At 58.2% G+C, this 22,687-nt stretch carries 24 protein-coding genes and 1 tRNA gene; 17 read left to right on the top strand and 8 right to left on the bottom strand.

Annotation, left to right across the window (positions count from 1 at the left end; translation table 11 throughout):
• On the top strand, positions 1-275 hold a 275-nt coding region (locus J3456_RS14100), incomplete at its 5' end, for a hypothetical protein (protein WP_349580766.1).
• Between the two features lie 755 nt (positions 276-1,030).
• Entirely contained in the window at positions 1,031-2,014 is a 984-nt protein-coding gene (locus tag J3456_RS14095; RefSeq protein WP_349580765.1) for a hypothetical protein, read from the top strand.
• A 201-nt stretch (positions 2,015-2,215) separates the two neighbouring features.
• Here the strand turns inward: J3456_RS14095 and J3456_RS14090 are convergent, their stop codons facing one another.
• The 4 genes from J3456_RS14090 to J3456_RS14075 form a co-directional block, all read right to left on the bottom strand.
• On the bottom strand, positions 2,216-2,779 hold the full coding sequence (locus J3456_RS14090; RefSeq protein ID WP_349580764.1) for a hypothetical protein: 564 nt from the start codon (positions 2,777-2,779) through the stop codon (positions 2,216-2,218).
• A 56-nt stretch (positions 2,780-2,835) separates the two neighbouring features.
• Positions 2,836-3,672: a hypothetical protein gene (locus J3456_RS14085; RefSeq protein ID WP_349580763.1), complete on the bottom strand. Its 837-nt coding sequence runs from the start codon at positions 3,670-3,672 to the stop codon at positions 2,836-2,838.
• Between the two features lie 494 nt (positions 3,673-4,166).
• Positions 4,167-4,397, bottom strand: coding sequence for a hypothetical protein (locus J3456_RS14080; RefSeq protein ID WP_349580762.1), 231 nt, complete (start codon positions 4,395-4,397; stop codon positions 4,167-4,169).
• The gene (locus J3456_RS14075; RefSeq protein WP_349580761.1) at positions 4,390-4,665 is read right to left on the bottom strand and encodes a helix-turn-helix domain-containing protein; all 276 of its coding nucleotides are present in this window, start codon (positions 4,663-4,665) and stop codon (positions 4,390-4,392) included. Before J3456_RS14075 ends, J3456_RS14080 begins: the two co-directional genes overlap by 8 nt.
• Positions 4,666-4,772: 107 nt before the next feature.
• On the opposite strand from J3456_RS14075, the gene J3456_RS14070 reads away from it, so the two are divergent.
• The 4 genes from J3456_RS14070 to J3456_RS14055 all read left to right on the top strand — a co-directional run bounded on the left by J3456_RS14070 (position 4,773) and on the right by J3456_RS14055 (position 6,887).
• Positions 4,773-5,108, top strand: coding sequence for a hypothetical protein (locus J3456_RS14070; protein WP_349580760.1), 336 nt, complete (start codon positions 4,773-4,775; stop codon positions 5,106-5,108).
• An 82-nt stretch (positions 5,109-5,190) separates the two neighbouring features.
• Positions 5,191-5,802, top strand: coding sequence for a hypothetical protein (locus tag J3456_RS14065; protein WP_349580759.1), 612 nt, complete (start codon positions 5,191-5,193; stop codon positions 5,800-5,802).
• Complete coding sequence (locus tag J3456_RS14060; protein ID WP_349580758.1) at positions 5,799-6,311, top strand: hypothetical protein; 513 nt, start codon at positions 5,799-5,801, stop codon at positions 6,309-6,311. Before J3456_RS14065 ends, J3456_RS14060 begins: the two co-directional genes overlap by 4 nt.
• Before the next feature lie 69 nt (positions 6,312-6,380).
• Complete coding sequence (locus J3456_RS14055) at positions 6,381-6,887, top strand: hypothetical protein (RefSeq protein ID WP_349580757.1); 507 nt, start codon at positions 6,381-6,383, stop codon at positions 6,885-6,887.
• A 1,186-nt stretch (positions 6,888-8,073) separates the two neighbouring features.
• Here J3456_RS14055 and J3456_RS14050 read toward each other — a convergent pair.
• Positions 8,074-8,149, bottom strand: a tRNA-Thr gene (locus J3456_RS14050).
• Between the two features lie 127 nt (positions 8,150-8,276).
• Here J3456_RS14050 and J3456_RS14045 point away from each other — a divergent pair.
• Positions 8,277-9,152, top strand: a complete 876-nt coding sequence (locus J3456_RS14045) for a hypothetical protein (protein ID WP_349580756.1) — start codon at positions 8,277-8,279, stop codon at positions 9,150-9,152.
• Here the strand turns inward: J3456_RS14045 and J3456_RS14040 are convergent.
• Both J3456_RS14040 and J3456_RS14035 read right to left on the bottom strand, forming a co-directional pair.
• Complete coding sequence (locus tag J3456_RS14040) at positions 9,149-10,555, bottom strand: pyridoxal phosphate-dependent decarboxylase family protein (RefSeq protein ID WP_349580755.1); 1,407 nt, start codon at positions 10,553-10,555, stop codon at positions 9,149-9,151. The genes J3456_RS14045 and J3456_RS14040 overlap by 4 nt on opposite strands.
• Entirely contained in the window at positions 10,552-10,749 is a 198-nt protein-coding gene (locus J3456_RS14035) for a hypothetical protein (protein ID WP_349580754.1), read from the bottom strand. Before J3456_RS14035 ends, J3456_RS14040 begins: the two co-directional genes overlap by 4 nt.
• On the opposite strand from J3456_RS14035, the gene hpaR reads away from it, so the two are divergent.
• On the top strand, positions 10,742-11,212 hold the full coding sequence (gene hpaR / locus J3456_RS14030) for a homoprotocatechuate degradation operon regulator HpaR (protein WP_236627358.1): 471 nt from the start codon (positions 10,742-10,744) through the stop codon (positions 11,210-11,212). The genes J3456_RS14035 and hpaR overlap by 8 nt on opposite strands.
• Before the next feature lie 12 nt (positions 11,213-11,224).
• Here the strand turns inward: hpaR and J3456_RS14025 are convergent, their stop codons facing one another.
• Complete coding sequence (locus J3456_RS14025) at positions 11,225-12,103, bottom strand: 2-dehydro-3-deoxygalactonokinase (protein WP_349580753.1); 879 nt, start codon at positions 12,101-12,103, stop codon at positions 11,225-11,227.
• 181 nt (positions 12,104-12,284) lie between these two features.
• Here J3456_RS14025 and J3456_RS14020 point away from each other — a divergent pair, with 181 nt between their 5' ends.
• From J3456_RS14020 to J3456_RS13980, 9 genes are all read left to right on the top strand, one after another.
• Positions 12,285-14,576: a bifunctional salicylyl-CoA 5-hydroxylase/oxidoreductase gene (locus tag J3456_RS14020; RefSeq protein ID WP_349580752.1), complete on the top strand. Its 2,292-nt coding sequence runs from the start codon at positions 12,285-12,287 to the stop codon at positions 14,574-14,576.
• Positions 14,573-15,304 (top strand): SDR family NAD(P)-dependent oxidoreductase, encoded by a 732-nt coding sequence (locus J3456_RS14015; protein ID WP_349580751.1) that lies wholly within the window; start codon positions 14,573-14,575, stop codon positions 15,302-15,304. Before J3456_RS14020 ends, J3456_RS14015 begins: the two co-directional genes overlap by 4 nt.
• The gene (locus J3456_RS14010) at positions 15,301-15,762 is read left to right on the top strand and encodes a MarR family winged helix-turn-helix transcriptional regulator (protein ID WP_349580750.1); all 462 of its coding nucleotides are present in this window, start codon (positions 15,301-15,303) and stop codon (positions 15,760-15,762) included. The genes J3456_RS14015 and J3456_RS14010 overlap by 4 nt, the downstream gene beginning before the upstream one ends.
• Positions 15,752-16,552 carry an enoyl-CoA hydratase family protein gene (locus tag J3456_RS14005; RefSeq protein WP_349580749.1) on the top strand — a complete coding sequence of 267 codons (801 nt, stop codon included), beginning with the start codon at positions 15,752-15,754 and terminating at the stop codon, positions 16,550-16,552. Before J3456_RS14010 ends, J3456_RS14005 begins: the two co-directional genes overlap by 11 nt.
• Before the next feature lie 42 nt (positions 16,553-16,594).
• Positions 16,595-17,746, top strand: coding sequence for an acyl-CoA dehydrogenase family protein (locus J3456_RS14000; RefSeq protein ID WP_349580748.1), 1,152 nt, complete (start codon positions 16,595-16,597; stop codon positions 17,744-17,746).
• Complete coding sequence (locus tag J3456_RS13995; RefSeq protein ID WP_349580747.1) at positions 17,743-19,365, top strand: AMP-binding protein; 1,623 nt, start codon at positions 17,743-17,745, stop codon at positions 19,363-19,365. Before J3456_RS14000 ends, J3456_RS13995 begins: the two co-directional genes overlap by 4 nt.
• Complete coding sequence (locus J3456_RS13990; RefSeq protein WP_339636659.1) at positions 19,362-20,189, top strand: tryptophan 2,3-dioxygenase; 828 nt, start codon at positions 19,362-19,364, stop codon at positions 20,187-20,189. Before J3456_RS13995 ends, J3456_RS13990 begins: the two co-directional genes overlap by 4 nt.
• Positions 20,190-21,377: a kynureninase gene (kynU, locus tag J3456_RS13985; RefSeq protein ID WP_349580746.1), complete on the top strand. Its 1,188-nt coding sequence runs from the start codon at positions 20,190-20,192 to the stop codon at positions 21,375-21,377.
• Positions 21,378-21,464: 87 nt separating this feature from the next.
• Positions 21,465-22,610 carry an ABC transporter substrate-binding protein gene (locus J3456_RS13980; protein ID WP_349580745.1) on the top strand — a complete coding sequence of 382 codons (1,146 nt, stop codon included), beginning with the start codon at positions 21,465-21,467 and terminating at the stop codon, positions 22,608-22,610.
• The last annotated feature ends 77 nt before the right edge of the window (positions 22,611-22,687 follow it).

Genomic DNA, 22,687 nt, shown 5'->3' with positions numbered 1-22,687 from the left:
CACGGGTCATCGCAGCTAAGCAGGGCGCAAAGATGGGCGGGGGAAGCAGTGGTGCATCCATCCAGACTGCAAACATGGCGTCGAGCCGGATGAAAAGCGTGCTAGGCAATCTCCAGAATGATAAGGCCGAGAAGCTGCTTATCGACGCGGTGACGGACCCTGAATTGTTCCGCCTCCTATTGGTCGATACCGGAAGCGTGAAGCTAACGCCAAAGCAGAAGAGCCGTCTTGCGCCCTACTTCGTCGGAACAGCGGCAGCGATTGGGGCAGAATGATGCAGTGGTCATCTGATGTGTTTTCCGAGGCTGAGGCTTCGGAAACCCTCCGCAACCTCATGCCTTCGCGGGCCACAGACGCAAGGTGTAGCCTCTTCGGGAAGTACCTCAATGAGATACCGCCGCCGCACAGTGTAGATGCATATGTGAGCTATTGCAGTCAGATTGCTGATGCGTCGGAGCGCTTCAAAGAAACGAATAGCCCTGATGCTGAGCTGTGGCTCTACGCTCTCGCGGTTCGGACTCTCTCTTTCGAAGTGGAGACGGACATTGATGGGCCGATGAAACAACTTTTCCAGGTGCCGAAGTAATGGCAACTCGAACGCCCAGAATTAGACAAACTTATTCCTTACCAGAGCCGCTTGGCATCCCCACAATGCACCGGAAAAGTTGAATTTTTATTTAGGAGGTACGCTGGAGATGACCGGTGAAATCATAGCTCAGTTTTTATTTAATCTCACACTCGCAGCACCCATCGGCCTTGGCGCGTACTTCGTTGCTCAACGCAAGGGTCGACGCCCAGCACTTTATGGTGCAGGGACATTTTTTCTTGCGCTCATTATGCCCATTCTTGGGGGCGCAGCCCTAATCTGGGATATAATACGGCCCGCAACCAAGAAGGTCAGCTAACTATACGGTTACGGTCAGATAAGGCAGCCTATTTCAAGGCGAAGAGCCTATCGCTTTCCTTTTTCGCCTCATCTAATCGCAGTTATTTTTCGATAGTTTAATTCGCAATTTTAAAAGGTTATATTATGCCTCTTTTCTCAAGATTTGGGTCGAAGGAAGATCCTGCCGAGCAGGCCTATCAGCAGGGCTTAAGACATCTGAAAAGAGGGGACCTGCCAAAGGCTAGCCTAAAGTTCTCACAGGCGATGAGTTCAGGTCATAAGTCCGCTACATACAACCTCTCGCTCCTATGGGGCGCGGGGGCGGTTTCACCTTACGATTTTAATATCGCAGCGGACTGCTGGTACAAAGCCGCAGCGGCAGGGCATGACAAAGCCATAGAGACCTTGTGGCTACTTGAAGCTGCCGACAGAGCTGGTTTCGGGTTTGACAACTTAGTCGACCAAATTAGGCAGCAGCCAGCCACACCTATACGCAAGGGTCTGCCAAAGTCGCTCAACGGCCCGCTAATGATCTGTACGGCACGCTTCGTAGAGGCTTGTTGTCGCAAGTATGGCGCTACTGCAGACGTCATTGCCTATGAACTTGATGGTGCGGCTTCAAGTGACTTCCCTTTCGTTCAGGCATACATTGCGCGGACGGGATTGGATAAATCATTCTATGAGGATGGGCTGAATCGAATCGTTAAAAACAGCGCGGCTGATCAAATTACCGACGGGATGAACGCAATTTCAGAGGCGCTACGGGAGTCCGGTGTACCTTTGCAATTGGCTGTTATGGCGAGGTGTTCAATCGTGGGACATATTATCTCAAAATCCGCGTTCGGGGGCAAAGCGCAACCACTCCAAGGGGTAGATAAGTTTTTCGATGTAGATCAGCCAGTTCAGAACGATACACATCCGATGCTGCAGAGACTTTGCGACCTCTTAGCTAATGAAAGATGTAGACAATACTTCGCTGCTTCGTGCTACTCTGAGTTTGTTCAAGTGCCTATTGATTTGATCAGCGATGTCCAAGAAGCAACCGCTCTAGCACAAGAAATCTCCGACCTTGTTGGAATTACAGTTGATCAACTCTACGAAGCCATAGAGAAACAGCGGCTTACGTAGACGGAATATCCGAGCACGAACAGAAGCAAAGAACCCGCGTTGCAAGTGCGAGAATGGCCTACTTTACAATGCAGGGGGGGGGCAAGCCCTCGTTCAATAAGATTTTATGTCACAGCCTAGTCTTGCGCGCTTCCTTCAGCGCCGCTAGCCAAGGCATCTGAAACTCGCCGACACATAAACTTCTCGTGCGAAAGTAATCCGTCAATCCTGCGAAACCCGCAAACTATAGCCAGTCCCTACAAGAGGCGCTTCATATGTATCGTGCCCCGTGACGCAATTGATATGAAACTTCTTATCCAAGTCAATCATGCGTTCGGTGTGTTGTTCCATCCCACCTTTAACAAAGCCCTCATGCGAGAAGAACCGTGAAAAGTTGCTATAACCGCCCACCGCCGCTCCATCCCTTACATTGGCAGCAAATCTAATATCGGCAATCGTATCAACGCACATTTGCTTCACTTGATCTGCAGGAGTGCTGAAATCGATCACAAGTATTAGTATTTCATTGGTGTCCCAATCATAACTGGCAAACCCTTTCCCTAGGACCGATTGGATACGCAAAGACAATTTGTACAAGCCAAAGTCCATCAGCGTAGCTGGGGTATTCATCAGGTAGTTTGTGGTTGCGTCTGGCCCTCCAGAAGCAGGGGGTGCAAACAAAGCGAGAAGAGCGCACAGCGACAACTGCTTCATAAATTTGGAAACTCGTATTGGAACCATCCGTAAAACCTCAAGAGTATTTATGGACAAAAGGAAATCGAGCATTGGCAATCTATGCGGGCTAGAGCGGATCGTTATCTCACAATTTTGATCTTACGATCCTACCGTTCTGGAAGTTGACTAGTAAACGCCTCAACGACCACCCAAAATCCTTGAACAAGAGGGACTGCGAGGAACATAAAACCCAAACCAACAAGGATGGCGCAGAATGGCCTCGCTATAGTCTTTGAGAAGTTTAGCCAGTCGATAAACCTCCACAAGAGAATGCTCGTCAAAAGCTTCTGATCTTCTTTCTTCTCTCCGGTCAACTTCGTTGACCTTAAGTACGTTCCCGTCCCTGGTATCTCACGCACGCGTGCTCCCGCTGCCTTGACTTGGAGAGGGTTCAGGTCTGATTTATATTCCCAAAGTTGCCCAACAAGATTGTTCTCACCGGTAAGTTCAAACAGGAAACGGTTTAGCCGAAGTCCCTCAGGGCTCATCCTATTCACCTTCTTGATGCTGGAAAGGTAGTCTGAAGCGTAGTCCCTGACCAGCTCTGCGGTCACTCCATCTGAAGACGCTGCGGCCGATGAGCCGTATTTTCGGATAAACTCAGGGCAGTATGCTACATAGATCAGCCGCCCCAAGCCAAAGGAGGCGGCTGAAAAGTAAAGCAGGTACCAATTGAACGGTATGTTCAGAACAAATGGTACATCTTCTTTGCCGCCAAAGGGATTTGCATAATAACGTTCAGGAAGCTCCGAGGAAAAAGTTATGAGGATGGGTACAAGAATGAGCCAGAAAGACGCCGCCCTGACGGCTTTCGCATCTAATACTGACCGCAAAGTAGACCAGGGCAACCAATCAAAGCCTGACCACTCATCAGGTCCTGCTTGAAGCTTTTTTAGTCCCGTAGAAAGGGTGCCCCATTCCTTATCTGTGAATTTATACGCCATTTTGGTCAATCCTAAGGCCTGTTGCAGTATATTGTGCCGGGTCCGGCCAAAGATGCTCAATTTGGCCTCAAGTTGGGTAAGCGTATCGCAATTTTACATGTTGGTTGCGCAAGATGGCAACACGGCTGTATCGGAAAGCGCTCCCCGTTGACCGCCGCGCAACTCCCCGCCGCAGCAGTAGCTCACGGTGCTACGTTGGCCCGCGTGGCGGCACATACACGATCACAGCTAGCGGAAATAAGAACTATAGTGGGTGTTAGAACTTGCCCCTGAGTAACACTTTTCAGGAAACTAGTTAGAAGAACACCGGAGAAGAGTATCACAACATTGGAGAAATCCGGCTTCCGATGTTGTGTTACATTCCTCCGGTGTTGTCGTACTCAAACTAGGGAGTAACGGGGGGAGGGGGACTGATTTTTTGATCGGCCTCTGTACACAGGCTGTTTGATAACCACCTTTTCCAGCAATGAATTCGCCGCCGGGGCCGTTTATTATCAGCCGAGAAAATCCTCTACCGGGCTGGCCTCAAAGTCCGCCAGCGCCGCACCGAGTGCATCCTCATCCGTGGGAAATAGCTCGTCCCAGACAAAGCTTGTCCCCTTGGCATTGACGACTTCCAGGGACCAAAGGGTATGCGCCCCTCGATAAATCTTGATGTCGAAGCAATGCCCCTCCACGATGAGGGACTGGCTTAGCGGGCTGTCGATTATGGCAATGTCAGTCATTCCCTTTACCCTTCGTATCCGGCCCCAAACCTTCCTCAGCAAAACGTATCCCTTCAGGCCCACCATTTTTGGGTACAAATATAACGCCCTGCCCTTCGAAGTATTGCCGCAGTTGGATTCGCGTGGATCGGCTCGGGTTTCCCCCAACCTTTTCGGCGGCGTTAATAGTGTTCCGATTGAGACCCGTTGCTTCTGACAATGCAGGATTCGAAAGGCCGAGAGCGGCTTTTGCGAGCCTAATTTGCAAGGGCGTGATGCTGTCGGACATGAAAACTCCTAACTCTGATGTGCTATTAGCCTAATATAAGGTTGACAGCACTATGCTGATAGCCTAATTATGGGCTATACACTTGAGCAAGGCAAGGGATTTGAAGGATGACCACCGCAGCTACATACAACCGCAAAGCCATCATGAACGCCGCTTGGGAGATTGTCCGTAAAGCCAATGTGGCCCTGTACGGGTTCCGGACCATCATGCGGCGCGCGCTTAAAGCCGCATGGGCGAACGCCAAGCACAAACGGGCAATGGAAGTGCGGCAGGAGAAGCAGGAGCAGGCAACGCCGAAAGTCGTCTGCATCCAAAACGAAATCGCCATCCTCGAAAGCAAGACCCATTGGGCACAGCCTGACTATGCCCGCATCGGCGTCCTACGCGCTGCTCTGAGGGCTGTGCTCAGTCAATCCGGCGACCATCTTACGCAGAGCGGTTGAGGGGATTGCCCACGATACCGCGCCTGAATTCCCGACAATCAAACAATCGTGGCCGAACGCCACACGAACGGAGGAAGTACCCATGTCCAATATCAAGCACGCTCTACATGCTCTGCAAGAGGCCCGCCAAGCCCACGAGGCCGCTATCGCAGTAGGAGACGCATATCAGGCCGCGAATGGTGGTAAGACGTCACCTACGAGTGAAGATGCAGTCGGTGACGCCGCAGAGGCGGTGGGCAAAGCTGAACGCGCCCTCATGGCCATTGAGCCTCAGACCCCGATGGATGCTTTGCGGAAGGTGAAAGCACTGATCTGCGACGGCATGCTCGATGAAGCCATTGCTGCCCTTCGCACCGATGCTGAACGGCTTACAGAGAGCAGCCGCGACCCACTGGTTGACCTAGACGCCCGTTGCCGTCCACTGCGCAAACTGATCAACAGCGTGGACGGCAGCGACCCGTTGCTTGATGACATGATCGAAGAACTGCATCGCCTCGAAGCTGAAATGTTGAAGCATGTGCCCAAGACCGCTGAGGGGTTGGCCGCGCTGGCAAACATGCATTGGCAGACCGAAGGGCCGGTCTCGCACATGGGGTCGCCTGATTGGCAGGCCTCTATGAGCAACCCAACCTACATTGCGATGCTCAACTTGCGCACCGGCGCACGTCGTCTGGCAGGGGAGGCAGTACAATGAACACGAACCTCGCAGCCGCAATTTCCAATGCATACGACCTCAGCAGCATTCTGCGCGTTTGTGTGCGCTCCCTTGAGGGGGACGCGCCCGAGCAACCGGGAGACGGAGAGGCGACAGCGCACACGGTCAAGCTGGCGGGGAACATGGTTGGGGACCTGATCAGCACCCTTGAACTGGTTGAACTGAGAGGCGAGCGCCCGGAAGAGGACGCCAATCAGAGGACAGGTGCCGTGCAACTGCTGGATAAATGGAAGGCAGCCAAGCGCACCCGAGACGCACTGATACAGGCGCAATCTACCAAACAGGTATCTGAACCTGCGGAGCTGGCCGAGCTTGATCAGAATATCGAATGGTATGCTGAGCGCATTTCCTGCTTTGAGCCGAAGACAGATGCAGATGCAGCCGCCATGCTTGAATGGTGCGTTGAGGATTGCGCCGGAGAATTGCTGTGCGAGCAGTATCCGCGCGCGCAGAAGGCCGTGATCAAATACCTGCGGTCCAAGGCCTAACGAACCCGCCTGCGCCCCGCTGCCGGGGCGTAGGTTACGCGGTGGGGGCCGCATTGGAGGCTGTCAGAAATGAACTGCTACACGAACAACCGAAACTGGTCCGACAGGTTCTTGCCTGAGATTAAGCAGTTAATCGGCGGCTACCTGCTGGAAACCGCTGCCGACCCCTTCGACCATTTTCACGCTACTGACCTAATGATGCTGGATGCCCGCGACATGCGGGTTGCGGCACGGGTAAGGCGTCCTGGATATGCGCATCGCTATCCCTACCAGTTCACCATACGCTCAGCGGTGGCATCTGGCGCGCAGACAGAGCTTTCCAAAATTGTGAACGGCAATGGGGATTGGATGTTCTACGGGCATTCCAACACCGATCAGACGGGCTTAGAGGCGTGGTGGCTGATCGACCTTCGAGCGTTCCGCGCTGCGCTAATCCGCAACAGGGTGAACGCTCCTCAGATTGTCATGGGCGACCAGCGCAATGCGGATGGTACGCGGTTCAAGTGGTTTGATCTGCGTTCTTTTCCGGCTGATCCGCCGCTGGTCGTTGCATGTTCAGGAGTCATGCGAAATTGAACCGTTTTGTCTCAATATTTCCGAGATTTAGTGGTTTCGAGTTAATATAGATTATAGCGGCCATCCCGATATCTGCTAGAAGCTTAGCGAAAGCGGCCCGAACCGTACCCATAGAATGAAAGTACGTTAAAGTCGGATGTCTTCTAAAAATAACGAGGATGAAGTTCGCTTCATCCATAAAGCTCGCCGCTGGCGGAGGTCATACTGGTTGGCCATCGCAACCTTAGTCGTTCTCTGGGGCTATGCCGTCTATGAGGTGGTCGGTTACGTAGTGCGCAGCTAGCGCCGTCCCAAAGTGAGCTAGCCAAATTATTCAGTCAGCTTGCTTACCATCGCATTGGATCAGTCCACTTACTCGTCATGGCTGATAATGACGAGAAAACGAAGCGGCAGACAGGCAGATGGACGCTCGAGCGCATTGCGTTTGCGGCGGCTGTCGGCATGTTGTGGTTGATCGGTTTCGTTCTAGCCTTCAATATTTGATGATGCGCCCTCGCCTTGATCGGGCAAGCCAGAACCTTTCGTGAGAAGCGATGGTTTGGATATCCCAACAAGTGTGGCGATGCACTTAATACATGTTAAAACCTCTCACGCGCAGGTTGTTCTCCGCTTCAGTCGTCTTGTAATTTTATGGCTGGAATTGATTCACGGAGGGGGACTTATGTCGTCTAATGGTGACAACGATAGAAACCTGTTCGCTCGTGTCGTCGAGCATTGGAAGTTATCACACTGGCTCGGGGCAATCGCCATTGTAGGGCTGTGGATTGCAGCAGCGTATGAGATGATCACATACGTGCTCGAAAGCTAGAAAGACACAATTACCCAATTTTCGACCTTAGGGACTTGTTGCTCAACTTATCGCGTCTAGGTTTGGTCAATGGCATCCGACGAGCAGAATAGAACGGCCAGCAAGCGGAAATTGCGTGAGCGTGGGGGTGATACCGGGCAAGTGCGCGAGCGCTTGGCGTTTGGTATGGCAATTGCAGCGCTATGGGCGCTTGGCATCTGGTTCGTTTTGACACACTGATAAGCGTTCGCTGACAGCTTTCAAAAGCCACCGTCAATTTATCAGCATCAAAGCGGTTGAACTATCCTCTAAGGACAACAGAAAGGTGGATTGCGGGGTGGATCAAAATCCAACGTCCGCAGCAATACCATTCTATTTCAATCACTTATAAGATATTGATGGTGCCCCCACACGGACTCGAACCGCGGACCTACTGATTACAAATCAGTTGCTCTACCAGCTGAGCTATAGGGGCACTGAGGGCTCATTTAGAGAAATGGCGCGGGGGGTGCAAGAGGGGAAATGAGAGTTTCTTTCGGATTTTACACGCGGCGCGGGACGGGCTATTCAACGCCAAGATTTTCAAGGTTGAGCGGAGTATCATGCAGCTCGTTTTGCACACAGGTGTTCATTTCACGGAAGACGAGCGGCTGCTGAAATGCCTGCTGCGCAATCAGGATGATTTTGCCAAAACCGGCGTCAAAGTGCCCGGGCCCAGCACCTATCGCAATCTGTTTCGCGATACGCTCAACGCGATGCACAAGGCAGAGCCCTCTGAGGTGGCGCGGGATGTTTTGCTTGATGCAATTCTCGATGAGGGCACAGCCAGCCGGGTGATCCTGTCGGACGCGAACTTCTTCCGCTCGCCCGCCACGGCCCTGCAAGAGGGGGTGCTCTATCCTGCCGCCGCCGTTCGGATGTTGCGCATGGCGCAGCTGTTCCCCGAGGACGAGATTCGCATCTTTATGGCGATCCGAAACCCCGCGTCGCTGGTGCCGGTGCTTTATGACAAAGCGGCCGACAAGACTTCGGCGGCCTTCTGGGGGGAGCGGGGGCCGGAAGATCTGCGCTGGTCTGAAACGATTGCCCAATTGCGTGAAGCGGCACCGGGCATTCCGATCACGGTCTGGTGCAACGAAGATACGCCGCTGATCTGGGCGCAGATCATCCGCGATATGGCAGGATTGGATCCGGAGACCAAGATCAAAGGCGGCTTTGATCTGCTGCACGCGATCATGTCCGAAGAAGGGATGCGACGGTTCCGCGGCTATCTCGACACTCATCCAGAGATGTCCGAGGCGCAGAAACGGCGTGTGATCACAGCGTTTCTCGACAAATACGCGCTGGAAGAAGAGATCGAAGAAGAGCTCGACATGCCCGGCTGGACCGAGGAATTGGTCGAGCGGATGACGGCGCTTTATGACGCGGATGTCGAAATTATCCGCGCCATGCCGGGTGTCAGCCTGATCGCGCCTTAAGTGCCAGCGGCAGCCAATTCGGTGATTACGTCATAGGCCATGGCCACATCCTCGGCCGTGGCGGTGAAGGCGCCTGCTTGAAAACGGATCACCAAGTCCCCATCGATGCGGGTCTGGGTCAGGTAAATGCGGCCATCGTCGTTGATGCGATTGAGGAGGTCTCGGTTGTGCGCATCAAGGTCTGCGGTCGCGAGATGGCGGAAGGTGAAGAGCGAGAGCATCGGCTGGGTCACGACCTCAAAACCCTCCGTCGCCTCCAGCCGCGCGGCCAAGCCCTGCGCCCATGTCACATGGTTTCGGATCATTTCGCGCAGCCCGTCCAGCCCATGGGCGCGGATCAGAAACCATAGTTTCAGGGCGCGAAAGCGGCGGCCCAGTGGGACCGACCATTCGGAATAGTTCACGATCCCATCCGCGCCGTGGGTCTTCAGGTACTCCGGCTGGATCGCCAAAGTCCTGACCAAATCGTCGGGATTGCGCAGGAAATGGGTGGTGCAATCGAACTGCGCGCCGAGCCATTTATGCGGGTTCATAACCACGGAATCGGCCCGCTCGACCCCGGCCCAGAGGCTGCGGAACTCAGGGCAGATCATCGCCGATCCGGCCCAAGCGGCATCGACATGGGTATAAAGCCCCTCGGCCTCGGCCACATCCATCACGGCGGCGATATCATCGCTGGCCCCCGCGCTGGTGCCGCCGGTGCAGGCGATGATGCCCGCGGGCTGATGCCCCGCCGCGCGGTCGGCAGCGATGGCGGCGCGCAAGGCGTCCGCATCCATCGCGCGGGTTGGGCCGTGGGTGGGGATGCGCACAAGGTTCTCTTCGCCCAGCCCCGCAATCCAAATGGCGCGGTCGACCGACGTGTGCACCTCGGCCGAGCAATAGACCCGCAGGCGCGGCTGGCCCGACAGACCTGCCTTGTTGCCCTGCCAATCCAATGCCCGCTCCCGCATCGTCAGCACGGCGCAAAGCGTGGCGGAACTGGCGCTGTCTTGAATCACCCCGGTGAACCCATCGGGCAGCCCGATCGCTTGGCGCATCCAATCGCAAACGCGGGTTTCCAGCTCTGTCGCCGCCGGAGAGGTTTGCCACAGCATGCACTGCGCCGCGATGGCAGAGACGAAATATTCCGCCAGCACCGAGACAGGCGCGGCATTGGCCGGGAAATACGCAAAGAACCGGGGGTGCTGCCAGTGGGTCATGCCGGGCATGATGGTCTGCTCAAAATCGTCGAAAATCGCCTGCATCGCCTCGGCCCCTTCGGGCGGGGCGTCGGGCAGGGCAGAGAGCACGGCACCGGGGGCGACCTGTGCGCGGACGGGCTCATTGCGCAGGCCCGCGTGGTAGTCTGCGGCCCAATCGGCCGCACGGCGGCCCCACTGGCGGAAATCCTCCCAGTTCATGCGCGGCTCCTGTCGTTTTGAATTCTGGTTGTCATCCGCATTTCCTGCCCCATGTTGTTGTATTGTCTCACTGTTGTTCCGCGCGGCTTGCCCTCTTCAAGAATGATGCCGTAGCGGTTATGGTGATCGTCACGCCCTTTTGGGCGCTCTTTGACTTGGTAAGTAGCGATCAGGAAACCGTCAAGAATGGCCACAATGCCCCCCCTGCGCCGTACTGCCCGCTCCCTTCCGATTGCGCTTTTGCGCGCGCGGGAAAGGGTGATGGGGCCGATCCGGGAAATCCTGAACGAAAGCGGCATCTCGGAACAGAAGTTTCGCGTTCTGCGCGTGGTCGAGGAATCCGGCCCGATGGAGCAGACAGCGCTGGCGCAGCAAGCCTGTTTGTTGCTGCCGAGCCTGACCCGCATGCTGCGCGCGATGGAGCAAGAAGGTCTGTTGAGCCGTGCCAGTGATCCCGACGACGGGCGCAAATCTATCGTCACGATCACCGATCAGGGCCAGCAGGTGCTACAAGACCACGCGGGCGACGCCGCCGCGCTGTTTTCGGATTTCGAAGCCCGTTTCGGCAAGCAGCGGATGGAAGACCTGCTGGATATGCTTGAAGACCTCGTTAATCTGGACATGCAGAAAAAGACCGACGGGCCAAAGAAAGACTGACGCGTAGGGGGGTTAGCCCCCCTTAACTGCCTGCCGCACCGCGCAAATTCCGGCCAGCGCCATGCGGCTGCCCTCGGCCTCTGTCGCCGGTGCGCCCTGTTGGGTCAGGGCCCGGAGATAAAGCTGCGCCGCGCCGCCCGTGCCGATCACCGCCAGTGTTTGCCCCAGCCAATAGGCCCGCGCCGCCGCAAGTTCCGCGCCGATCAGCGTGCCAGCTAACCGCGCCTCTGCCGTCGGCGGCGGGATATCCTTCAAAGCCAGATCGGCCCGGATGGAGGCCAAACGCCCTGCCAGCCGCTCGGGTCGCGACAGCCCATCGCTGAGCGCATCGTCAAAGGCCGTGTCGTCCAGCGCCGTGCCCTCGGCAGGGGTGCTGTCGCCCAAAAGGTCCAGCAATTCCCCGGTCAGGAAAGTCTGAAAGCTCACCACTTCGCCCGCGCTGATCTGCGCCCAGACCGAAGTCGCGCCCGGCAAACAGATCACCCCGTCCCAGTCTTTATTGAGGCTCAGAAAGCCCGCGATCCGGGTCTCGGCCCCTTGCAGCAGCCCGCTGGGGCTTTGCTGTCGCAGGGCGGGGATGACCTGAAGGTCGAAGTTTTCTGTGGGGAGAGGCGTCGCACCTTCGGCAGTGGCGGTGCAGGGCACCATGCGGGGTGCGGCGGCGGTCCAGCTTACGGGCAGGCCCGCCAAGAAGACCGGCAAACGCGGCAATTGCCATAGCGCGGTGAGTGTCTTGAGCGCGGCGTCAAAGGTCGAGGCGCTGGTCAAGCCCGCCGGGTCGCACTCCGCCGTTGCGGTCTCTAGCGCCGATCCGCCCTGCATCGCCCAGACCTGCAACCGCGTGTCTTGGATCTCAACCGCCAGCCAGTCTGCTTTGCTTACATCGGTCATCGCACTGCCTCTCGTCGTGAATTTCCGTCTGGCATAGGCGCTGTGGGCTGCGGGTTCAATGCATCCGACGCCCTGCCAGTCGCGAGACCGTTCAATTGCTTCAAGCCTAAAATATTTATCCTTGAACGAAAAAGCGACTCAGCCTAGGCTCCGTTCCAAAGCGAACCAGAGGGGAATTTCGATGCGTGCAATCTGTCTTGGCGGCGGTCCTGCGGGGCTGTACTTTGCGATTTCGCTGAAACTGCGCCAGCCCGAGGCCGATGTGACGGTGCTGGAACGCAATCGCGCCGATGACACCTTCGGCTGGGGCGTTGTGCTGTCGGATGAAACGCTGGATAATCTTGAGGTTAACGACCCCGTCTCGGCACGTGAAATCCGCAGCCATTTCGCCTATTGGGACGATATCGCCCTGCACCACAAGGGCAACGTGATCCACAGCACCGGCCATGGTTTCTGCGGTATTGGGCGCAAGCGGCTGCTGCTGATCCTGCAGGAGCGGGCGCGCGAACTGGGTGTGAACCTGCAGTTCGAGACCGAGGTCAAGGATGCCTCTGAATACATGGACGTCTATGATCTGGTGGTCGCTTCCGACGGTCTGAACTCCAGAACCCGGATGGAATTCGAAGAAACCTTTAAGCCCGACATCGACGTGCGCCGCTGCCCCTTCGTCTGGCTCGGCACGCATCAGAAATTCGACAACGCTTTTACCTTTATCTTTGAAAAGACCGACAAAGGCTGGATCTGGGTCCACGCCTATCAGTTCGACAAAGACACGGCGACTTTCATCGTCGAATGCAGCCAAGAAACCTTTGACGCCTACGGTTTCGGCGAAAAGACCCAAGAAGAGACCATCGCGATCTGCGAAGAAATCTTTAAGGATCACTTGGACGGCCACAAACTGATGACCAACGCCAGCCACATCCGCGGCTCGGCTTGGATCAAGTTCCCCCGCGTCCTTTGCGAGAAATGGAGCCACGAGAATGTCGTGCTACTGGGAGATGCCTCGGCCACGGCGCATTTCTCGATCGGGTCGGGGACGAAACTGGCGCTGGAATCTGCGATCTCGCTGGCGAAACATGTTACCGACGACAAAGACCTGACCACGGCGTTCGAGAAATACGAAGAAGCCCGCCGCCTCGAAGTGCTGCGTCTGCAATCTGCGGCGCGCAACTCGGTCGAATGGTTCGAGGATGTTGAGCGCTACCTTAACCTCGACCCGGTGCAGTTGAACTATTCCATGCTGACTCGCAGCCAGCGGATCAGCCACGAAAACCTGCGCGAGCGTGACCCCAAGTGGCTGGAGGGGGCCGAGAAATGGTTCCTCGAACAGGCCGGTGCCGACAGCAATGGCCCCGTCCGCGCGCCGATGTTCGCGCCGTTCCAACTGCGTGACATGAAGCTCGAAAACCGCATCGTCGTCTCGCCCATGGCGCAGTACAAGGCCGTCGATGGCTGCCCGACCGACTGGCATTTCGTGCATTACGCCGAACGCGCCAAGGGCGGCGCGGGGCTGGTCTATACCGAGATGACCTGCGTCTCGCCCGAGGGCCGCATCACGCCGGGCTGTCCGGGCCTTTATGCGCCCGAGCACGAAGCCGCGTGGAAGCGCCTGACCGATTTCGTTCATGCCGAGACCGAGGCCAAGATTTGCTGCCAGATTGGCCACTCGGGCCGCAAAGGCTCGACCCAACTGGGTTGGGAAGAGATGGACGCGCCGCTCAAAGCGGGCAACTGGGACATCATCTCGGCTTCCGCGATCCCGTGGTCGGAAAACAATGCCCTGCCCAAAGCGGCGACACGCGAAGACATGGACGCGATCCGCGACGAATTCGTCGAAGCCACCCGCATGGCCGAGCGGGCCAACTTCGACATGGTCGAACTGCATGCGGCACACGGCTATCTGATCTCGTCCTTCATCTCGCCGCTGTCGAACCAGCGTGAGGATGCCTATGGCGGCAGTCTTGAAAATCGCATGCGCTACCCGCTTGAGGTCTTTAAAGCGATGCGCGACGCTTGGCCCGAAGGCAAGCCGATGGCAGTGCGCATCTCGGCCAACGATTGGGTCGAAGAAGACGGCGTGACCCCCGACGAAGCCGTTGAAATCGCACGTATGCTCAGCGACGCGGGGGCCGACATCATCGACGTCTCGGCAGGCCAGACCTCGAAGCAGGCCAAGCCCGTCTATGGCCGCATGTTCCAGACCCCGTTCAGCGACCGCATCCGCAACGATGGTGGCATCAAGACCATGGCCGTGGGCAACATCTATGAGGCCGATCACGTCAATTCGATCCTCATGGCGGGCCGCGCCGATCTGGTCTGCCTTGCCCGGCCACATCTGGCCGATCCCTATTGGACCCTGCACGCCGCCGCCGCCATCGGCGACCGCCACGCCGATTGGCCGCTGCCTTATGGCCCGGGCCGCGATCAGGCATGGCGTCTGGCAGACCGCGCGGCGGAGATGGAGAAAGTATGAGCCATATCGTCATCACCGGCGGCGGCACCGGCGTTGGGGCCGAGATCGCCCATGTGGTGGCCGGAACCGGCGCCAAGGTTACCATCATGGGCCGCCGCGAAGCACCGCTGCGCGAGCAGGGCCTGCCGTTTCAGACCTGCGACGTGACCGATGCGGATGCCGTACAAGCGGCCTTTGCCGCCGCCCGCGCGGAAAATGGCCCGATCACCGGCGTCATCGCCAATGCGGGGGCGGCGCATTCCGCACCATTCCACAAGATCACCGCGCAAGACATGAGCGATATGATGGCGGTGAACGTCACCGGCGTCTTTAACGTCTGGCAGGCCGCGCTGTCGGAGATGAAAGACGCCGGGCAGGGGCGTTTGGTCGCCGTGGCCTCCACCGCGGGCCTCAAGGGCTATCCTTACGTTGCGGGCTATGTCGCAGCGAAACATGGGGTCGTGGGCTTGACCCGCGCGCTGGCGTTGGAACTGGCGCGCACGGGCATCACGGTGAACGCGATCTGCCCCGGTTTCATCGACACGCCGCTCTTGGAACGCTCGGTCGAGAATATTACCGCCACCACCGGCAAAAGCGCCGAGGAGGCCCGCGCCTTGCTGAAACGCGCAAGCCCGCAGAACCGCTTTGTCGAAACCTCCGAGGTCGCCGGTGCTGTGCTCTACCTGCTGTCGGACGCCGCGGCTTCGGTCAACGGCCACGCGCTGGCGCTATCGGGGGGCGAAGTATGAGCGACGTTGCAAAGGATCGGGTGCGCCTCTGGCTGCGGCTGCTGAAAGTCGTGCGCGGATTGGAGCAGGAATTGCGCGATACGCTGCGGCGCGAGCACAATACGACCCTGCCGCGGTTCGATGTGATGTCGGCCCTCTCGCGCCATCCCGAAGGGCTAAAGATGAGCCAGCTTTCGGGCGTGCTGCGTGTGTCCAACGGCAATGTCACCGGCATCGCTGATCGTCTGAGCGAGGAGGGGCTGGTCGAACGCATCCCGGTCCCCGGCGACCGCCGCGCGATGATGCTGCGTTTGACGCCCGCGGGCTCGGCGCAATTTGCCCGCCAAGCGCAGGCGCATGAAGACTGGATCAACGAAAAACTGCGCGGGATCTCCTCCGAGGAAGCCCGCGCCATGGCGGCCCGCCTGCAGGCTTTCGCCGCCCAAACGGAAGAAAAGGAAAAAACCAATGCGCAGTGATGTGAAGCATTTCCAATGTGAAATTAAAGACCGGATCGCCACCGTGCGGCTTGACCGGCCTGACCGCAAGAACCCGCTGACCTTCGACAGCTACGCCGAGCTGCGCGACTGGTTCCGCGATTTGGTCTATGCGGATGACGTCGATGTGGTGATCTTTGGCTCCAACGGTGGCAACTTTAGCTCTGGCGGCGATGTGCATGATATCATTGGGCCTTTGACCCGGATGAACATGAAAGAACTGCTGCGTTTCACGCGCATGACCGGCGATCTGGTCAAGGCCATCGTGAACTGCGGCAAGCCGGTGATCGCCGCCGTCGATGGCGTCTGCGTGGGCGCGGGCGCGATCATCGCCATGGCCTCGGACCTGCGGCTGGCAACGGCAGAGGCCAAGACCGCCTTTTTGTTCACCCGCGTGGGCCTTGCGGGCTGCGACATGGGCGCCTGCGCGATCCTGCCGCGGATCATCGGCCAGACACGGGCGGCCGAACTGCTTTACACCGGGCGCGCCATGTCTGCCGAAGAAGGGGAACGCTGGGGGTTTTACAACCGGCTGGTGACAGGTGAGACGCTGGAAAATGAGGCGCTTAAACTGGCGCGAAAAATCCAAGCCGGCCCGAATTTCGCGCATATGATGACCAAGACGATGCTGGCCCAAGAATGGGCGATGTCCATCGAACAAGCCATCGAAGCCGAGGCGCAAGCTCAGGCGATCTGCATGCAAACGGGCGATTTTGAACGTGCCTACAACGCCTTCGTCGCCAAAGAACGCCCAGTCTTCGAAGGGGACTGAGCCACGAATAGCCAAAAGATAAACACGCGGGGAGGCGTAACCATGGCTGACAAAAGTTTTCTCGACTGGCCGTTTTTCGAGCCGCGCCACAAGAAACTGGCACTGGCGTTGGATGACTGGGCCAGCAAAGAATTGCGAAACGTAGACCACGGCGACACGGACGGGGCCTGCCGCGATCTGGTGACGATGATGGGCCAGGACGGCTGGCTGCGCCACAGCGGCGCGGAGGGGGACGAGGTGCTTGATGTGCGCAGCCTTTGCCTGATCCGCGAAACGCTGGCCCGGCATGACGGATTGGCAGATTTTGCCTTTGCTATGCAAGGGCTTGGCACGGGAGCGATCTCGCTATTCGGGACGGATGAGCAAAAGGCCGAATGGCTTCCCAAGACCCGTTCGGGGCAGGCGATCTCGGCCTTTGCCCTGACCGAGCCGCAGTCCGGCTCAGACGTGGCCAACTCCACCATGACGGCCACGCCAGATGGCAATGGCTATGTGCTCGACGGGCGCAAGACGTGGATCTCCAACGGCGGCATCGCGGATGTCTACACCGTCTTCGCCCGCACCGGAGAGGCACCAGGCGCCAAGGGGTTGTCGGCCTTCATCGTGCCTGCCGATACGCCGGGGCTCAAGGTTGAGGAACGGCTTGAGGTCATGGCGCCGCATCCGCTGGCCACTTTGCATTTCGATGGCGTGAAACTGCCCGGCTCGGCGCTTTTGGGTGAGGCGGGGCGTGGCTTTGCCATCGCCATGTCGGTTTTGGATGTCTTTCGCTCCACCGTCGCCGCCGCCGCCCTCGGCTTTGCCCGCCGTGCGCTGGACGAGGCGCTTTTGCGCGTCACCAGCCGTCAGGTGCAGGGCGCGCCGCTGAGCGAATTGCAAATGGTACAAGGCCATATCGCGGACATGGCGCTTGACGTCGATGCTGCCGCTTTGTTGGTTTACCGCGCCGCCTGGACTAAAGACAGCGGCGCGCCGCGTGTCACCCGCGAGGCGGCGATGGCCAAGCTTTTCGCCACGGATCAGGCGCAAAAGGTGATCGACAAGGCCGTTCAATTGCACGGTGGCGACGGCGTGCGCAATGGCGAGGCAGTGGAGCGACTTTACCGCGAAATCAGGGCCTTGCGCATTTACGAGGGCGCGTCGGACGTGCAACGTGTTGTCATCGCGCGCCAGACATTGGGAGCCATGTCATGAAGCTGCACCCGACCGGACATGAAGACACCTTCGCCCGCGATAACCTGCCGCCCTTTGAGCAGTGGCCGGACTTGCTGTTGGACCGCTTCGACTATCCTGAGCGCCTGAACGTCGGCGTCGAACTTACGGATAAGATGGTGGAAAAAGGGTTTGGCGACCACACCGCACTGATCGGCAACGGGCGGCGGCGGACCTATAAGGAACTGTCAGACTGGACCAACCGTCTGGCTTCCGCGCTGGTCGAGGATTTGGGTGTGAAACCCGGCAACCGGGTGTTGATCCGCTCGGCCAACAATCCTGCGATGGTGGCCTGCTGGTTGGCGGCGACCAAGGCGGGGGCGGTGGTGGTTAACACCATGCCGATGCTACGCGCGGGCGAGCTTTCGGCCATCGTCGACAAGGCCGAAGTCACCCATGCGCTCTGCGACACGCGGCTGATGGATGAGATGACGGCCTGCGCCAAAACCTCCAAATTCCTCAAAACGGTCGCGGGTTTTGACGGCACCAGCAACCACGACGCCGAGTTGGACCGTCTGGCGCTGGAAAAACCGGTGCAGTTCGAGCCGGTGGACACCGCGCAGGACGATGTGGCGCTCCTTGGATTTACTTCAGGAACGACGGGTAACCCTAAGGCAACAATGCATTTTCATCGCGACCTTCTAATCATCGCAGATGGCTATGCGCGCGAAGTGCTGAACGTCACTCCACGGGATGTTTTCGTCGGCTCGCCGCCCTTGGCCTTTACCTTTGGCCTTGGTGGCCTCGCGGTTTTCCCGCTGCGCTTTGGGGCCGCCGCGACGCTTTTGGAAACCGCAAGCCCGCCCAACATGATCGAGATCATTGAGAAGTACAAAGCCACCGTCTGTTTCACCGCCCCCACCGCCTACCGCGCCATGTTGCAGGCGATGGAAGAGGGCGCGGACCTCAGCAGCCTGCGTGCCGCCGTGTCTGCCGGAGAGACCCTGCCTGCACCGGTTTATCACGAGTGGCAGGAAAAGACCGGTAAACCCATGCTTGATGGCATCGGTGCGACGGAAATGCTGCATATCTTCATCTCGAACCGCTTCGACGACCACCGCGCCGCTTGCACCGGCAAGCCCGTCACGGGCTATGAGGCGCGGGTAATCGATGCTGACGGAAACGAGGTGCCGCGCGGCGAGGTAGGCCGTCTGGCTGTGCGGGGCCCAATCGGCTGCCGCTATCTGGGCGACATGCGGCAGGCGGATTACGTCAAGGACGGGTGGAACATCACCGGCGACAGTTTCACCATGGACGAGGACGGCTATCTGCATTTCGCCGCCCGCAACGACGATATGATCATCAGTTCTGGCTACAATATCGCCGGGCCGGAGGTTGAGGCGGCGCTGTTAAGCCATCCTTGCGTCAGCGAATGCGGGGTGGTGGCCGCTGCGGATGACGCGCGCGGCTCTATCGTGCAGGCGCATGTGGTTCTGGTTGACGGAACGCCGGAAGACGCAAATACTATCAAGCTATTGCAGGATCATGTTAAAGCGACCATCGCACCCTATAAATACCCGCGCGACATTCGTTTCATCAAAGAACTGCCCAAGACCGCGACCGGCAAGATCCAGCGTTTCGCGCTGAGAGAGGATACATGAGCAGTTTCGACGAAGCCTCCAAAGGCGCTAAGATGAATTTCGCCAAGGACAAGTCCTATGGCGATTACCTCGGGCTGGACCAAATCCTGACCACCGAGAATCCGCTCGACATGGCGCATGACGGGCTGCTGTTTATCATCCAGCACCAGACTTCGGAGCTATGGATGAAGCTTGCGATCCATGAGTTGACCGCCTGCCGAAAGGCGCTTCAGGCAGGGGAATTGCGCCAGAGTTTCAAGATGTTGACCCGTGTGGCACGGATTTTCGAGCAGCTTAATTCGGCTTGGGACGTGCTGCGAACTATGACCCCGAGCGAATATACCCAGTTCCGTCCGCACCTTGGGGCCTCTTCTGGGTTTCAGTCCTACCAGTACCGTCTGATCGAATACCTGCTGGGCAACCGGATCGCGGCGCTGACCAAACTGCATGAACATACGCCCGAACCCCATGCGGCACTGGTGGCGGAGATGCAGCAGCCGAGCCTCTATCAGGTGGCGATTGATCTGCTTTGCACGCGGCTGGGGGAGCCGTCGCTTGCAGGCAGCCCCGAGCCGCAAGCTTGGCAGCCGAAGGCCGAGGTTCAAGCTCTATGGAAAAAGGTTTATGAAGACCCGACAACCCATTGGGAACTTTACGAATTGGCGGAAAAGCTGGTCGATCTTGAGGACTACTTCCGCCGCTGGCGGTTCAATCACGTTACCACCGTTGAACGTATCATTGGTTTCAAGCGCGGCACCGGGGGCACCGCTGGGGTAACCTATCTGCGCAAAATGCTTGAGGTGGAGCTTTTCCCCGAGCTTTGGCATGTGAGAGGAGCACTGTAAGTGTCTGTTTTGAAAAAAGATCAGTTCATCCTGCTTGAGGGTGTTATCTATCTCGACGGCAATTCGCTGGGGCCATTGCCCAAGGCCGCCGCCGCGCGAGTGCAGGATATGATTACTGCTGAATGGGGTGAGATGTTGATCCGCGGCTGGAACCAAGCCGGTTGGATGGAGCAGCCCGCCCGCGTCGGCAATATGGTGGCCGGGATCGTTGGCGCGCCGGAAGGGTCGGTCGTGATGGGCGACACCCTGTCGATCAAGGTTTTTCAAGCGTTGGCTTCGGCGCTGAAGCTGCGCCCTAACCGCAAGGTGATCCTGTCGGACAGCGGCAACTTCCCGTCGGACCTCTATATGGCCGAGGGGCTGGTGGGGCTGTTGGAGCAGGGCTATGAGCTGCGCACCGTGGCGCCAGAAGAGGTGACGGGGGCCATCGGCGAAGACATCGCCGCGGTGATGCTGACCGAGGTCGACTACCGCACTGGGCGCAAACACGACATGAAAGCGATCACCGAATTGGCCCATGCCAATGGCGCGGTGATGATCTGGGATCTGGCGCATTCGGCGGGGGCACTGCCGGTGGACCTCGCGGGCAGCAACTGCGAATTCGCGGTTGGCTGCACCTATAAGTACCTCAACGGCGGGCCGGGTGCGCCGGGCTTCATCTATGTGCGCCCCGATCTGGCCGACGAAGTGCAACCTGCGCTGGCCGGTTGGCTGGGGCACCGCCAGCCATTCGCTTTCGAGCAAAACTACCAGCCCGGACAGGGGATCGAGCGGATGCGCGTCGGCACCCCGCCGGTGATCCAGTTGACCGCGCTTGAAGTGGCGATGGAGCTTTGGGCGGATGTGGACATGCAAGAGCTGCGCGCGGCCTCTATCGCGCTGCAAGAGCAGTTCATCGAAGAGATCGAGCGCGATGTGCCGCAGCTGACGCTGGCCAGCCCGCGCAACAGCGCCGATCGGGGCAGTCAGGTGTCGTTCCGCTTTGACGAAGGCTATGCCGCGATGCAGGCCGTGATCGACCGCGGCGTGATCGGCGACTTCCGCGCGCCCGACATCATGCGTTTTGGCTTCACGCCGCTTTATATCGACGCCGAAGATGTCTCTAAAGCGGTCGCGATTATCCGCGATGTGATGGAGAACCGTCTCTGGGATAACGAAAAATACAAGACCCGCGCGCGGGTGACCTGACAGTGTTAGGCGCAGGCGCTAAGCTGGCAAGACGACCCAATTGAACGGGCCCGGTAAAGAGGCCCAAACCAACCAAGGGAGATTGAAATGAAGATGAAATCACTTGTGATGGCGGCTTCGGTCGCGGCACTGGCGGCAGGCGGCGCATGGGCCGAAGAGGGTAAGGTGAAGGTCGGCATGATCACCACCCTCTCGGGCGGCGGCGCGGGCCTTGGCATCGACGTGCGCGACGGCTTTATGCTGGCCACAAAGATAGCCGGGAACGAGAACCTTGAGGTCGTGGTCGAAGACGACCAGCGCAAGCCCGAGATTGCAGTGCAACTGGCCGACAAGATGATCCAATCCGAGAAGGTCGACGTGATGACCGGCATCATCTGGTCTAACCTCGCCATGGCCGTGGTGCCCGCGGCGACGGCGCAGGGCAAATTCTACCTCTCGCCCAATGCGGGCCCCTCGGCGCTGGCGGGCAAGGGCTGCAACCCGCTTTACTTCAACGTGGCATGGCAGAACGACAACCTGCACGAAGCGGCGGGCGCTTATGCCAATGACACGGGCTATGAAAACACCTTCATGCTGGCGCCGAACTATCCTGCGGGCAAGGACGCGCTGACGGGCTACAAACGGACCTATGATGGCGCAGCGGCGGGCGAGGTCTATACTGATCTGGGCCAAACCGACTATGCCGCCGAGATCGCGCAGATCCGTGCCTCGGGCGCGGATAGCGTGTTCTTCTTCTTGCCCGGCGGGATGGGGATTTCCTTCCTCAAGCAATATGCCAACTCGGGCGTGGACCTGCCCGTCGTCGGCCCGGCCTTCAGCTTTGATCAAGGCATCTTGCAGGCCGTGGGTGAGGCCGCTCTTGGGATCAAGAACACCAGCCAGTGGAACAAGGATCTTGATAACGAAGCCAACAAGACCTTCGTCGAAGCCTTTCAGGAGGAATACGACCGTCTGCCGTCGCTCTACGCCAGCCAGGGTTATGACACCGCAAACCTGTTGCTGAGCGCGATGGAGAAGGCGGATGTATCGAATGCCGAAGCCTTTGGCGCGGCGCTGAAAGAGGCTGATTTCGACAGCGTGCGGGGCAAATTCTCGTTTGGTAACAACAATCACCCGATCCAGGACTACTACGTGCGCGAAGTGGTCAAAGAGGGTGATGTCTATACCAACAAGCTGATCGGCCCCTCATTGACCGATCACGCGGATGCCTACGCGGCTGACTGCAAAATGTAATCCCGCGCGGCCCCGGGCGTCGATTTGGCGCGCCGGGGCCGACGTTTCACCGCTTTCACGCCGGTCCTCGCGTCCGG

This window comes from Sulfitobacter sp. NFXS29, from assembly GCF_040148765.1.
Taxonomy (GTDB): Bacteria; Pseudomonadota; Alphaproteobacteria; order Rhodobacterales; family Rhodobacteraceae; genus Sulfitobacter.
Note: the sequence above shows the minus strand (reverse complement) of the source record. Positions and strands in the feature narration are given on the sequence as shown.

Excerpts from the sequence above, each read along its gene's own strand:
- J3456_RS14095 (WP_349580765.1), top strand. The coding sequence starts at position 1,031 with ATGCCTCTTTTCTCAAGATTTGGGTCGAAGGAAGATCCTGCCGAGCAG.
- J3456_RS14090 (WP_349580764.1), bottom strand. The coding sequence starts at position 2,779 with ATGCTCGATTTCCTTTTGTCCATAAATACTCTTGAGGTTTTACGGATG.
- J3456_RS14085 (WP_349580763.1), bottom strand. The coding sequence starts at position 3,672 with ATGGCGTATAAATTCACAGATAAGGAATGGGGCACCCTTTCTACGGGA.
- J3456_RS14080 (WP_349580762.1), bottom strand. The coding sequence starts at position 4,397 with ATGACTGACATTGCCATAATCGACAGCCCGCTAAGCCAGTCCCTCATC.
- J3456_RS14075 (WP_349580761.1), bottom strand. The coding sequence starts at position 4,665 with ATGTCCGACAGCATCACGCCCTTGCAAATTAGGCTCGCAAAAGCCGCT.
- J3456_RS14070 (WP_349580760.1), top strand. The coding sequence starts at position 4,773 with ATGACCACCGCAGCTACATACAACCGCAAAGCCATCATGAACGCCGCT.
- J3456_RS14065 (WP_349580759.1), top strand. The coding sequence starts at position 5,191 with ATGTCCAATATCAAGCACGCTCTACATGCTCTGCAAGAGGCCCGCCAA.
- J3456_RS14060 (WP_349580758.1), top strand. The coding sequence starts at position 5,799 with ATGAACACGAACCTCGCAGCCGCAATTTCCAATGCATACGACCTCAGC.
- J3456_RS14055 (WP_349580757.1), top strand. The coding sequence starts at position 6,381 with ATGAACTGCTACACGAACAACCGAAACTGGTCCGACAGGTTCTTGCCT.
- J3456_RS14045 (WP_349580756.1), top strand. The coding sequence starts at position 8,277 with ATGCAGCTCGTTTTGCACACAGGTGTTCATTTCACGGAAGACGAGCGG.
- J3456_RS14040 (WP_349580755.1), bottom strand. The coding sequence starts at position 10,555 with ATGAACTGGGAGGATTTCCGCCAGTGGGGCCGCCGTGCGGCCGATTGG.
- hpaR (WP_236627358.1), top strand. The coding sequence starts at position 10,742 with ATGGCCACAATGCCCCCCCTGCGCCGTACTGCCCGCTCCCTTCCGATT.
- J3456_RS14025 (WP_349580753.1), bottom strand. The coding sequence starts at position 12,103 with ATGACCGATGTAAGCAAAGCAGACTGGCTGGCGGTTGAGATCCAAGAC.
- J3456_RS14020 (WP_349580752.1), top strand. The coding sequence starts at position 12,285 with ATGCGTGCAATCTGTCTTGGCGGCGGTCCTGCGGGGCTGTACTTTGCG.
- J3456_RS14015 (WP_349580751.1), top strand. The coding sequence starts at position 14,573 with ATGAGCCATATCGTCATCACCGGCGGCGGCACCGGCGTTGGGGCCGAG.
- J3456_RS14010 (WP_349580750.1), top strand. The coding sequence starts at position 15,301 with ATGAGCGACGTTGCAAAGGATCGGGTGCGCCTCTGGCTGCGGCTGCTG.
- J3456_RS14005 (WP_349580749.1), top strand. The coding sequence starts at position 15,752 with ATGCGCAGTGATGTGAAGCATTTCCAATGTGAAATTAAAGACCGGATC.
- J3456_RS14000 (WP_349580748.1), top strand. The coding sequence starts at position 16,595 with ATGGCTGACAAAAGTTTTCTCGACTGGCCGTTTTTCGAGCCGCGCCAC.
- J3456_RS13995 (WP_349580747.1), top strand. The coding sequence starts at position 17,743 with ATGAAGCTGCACCCGACCGGACATGAAGACACCTTCGCCCGCGATAAC.
- J3456_RS13990 (WP_339636659.1), top strand. The coding sequence starts at position 19,362 with ATGAGCAGTTTCGACGAAGCCTCCAAAGGCGCTAAGATGAATTTCGCC.
- J3456_RS13980 (WP_349580745.1), top strand. The coding sequence starts at position 21,465 with ATGAAGATGAAATCACTTGTGATGGCGGCTTCGGTCGCGGCACTGGCG.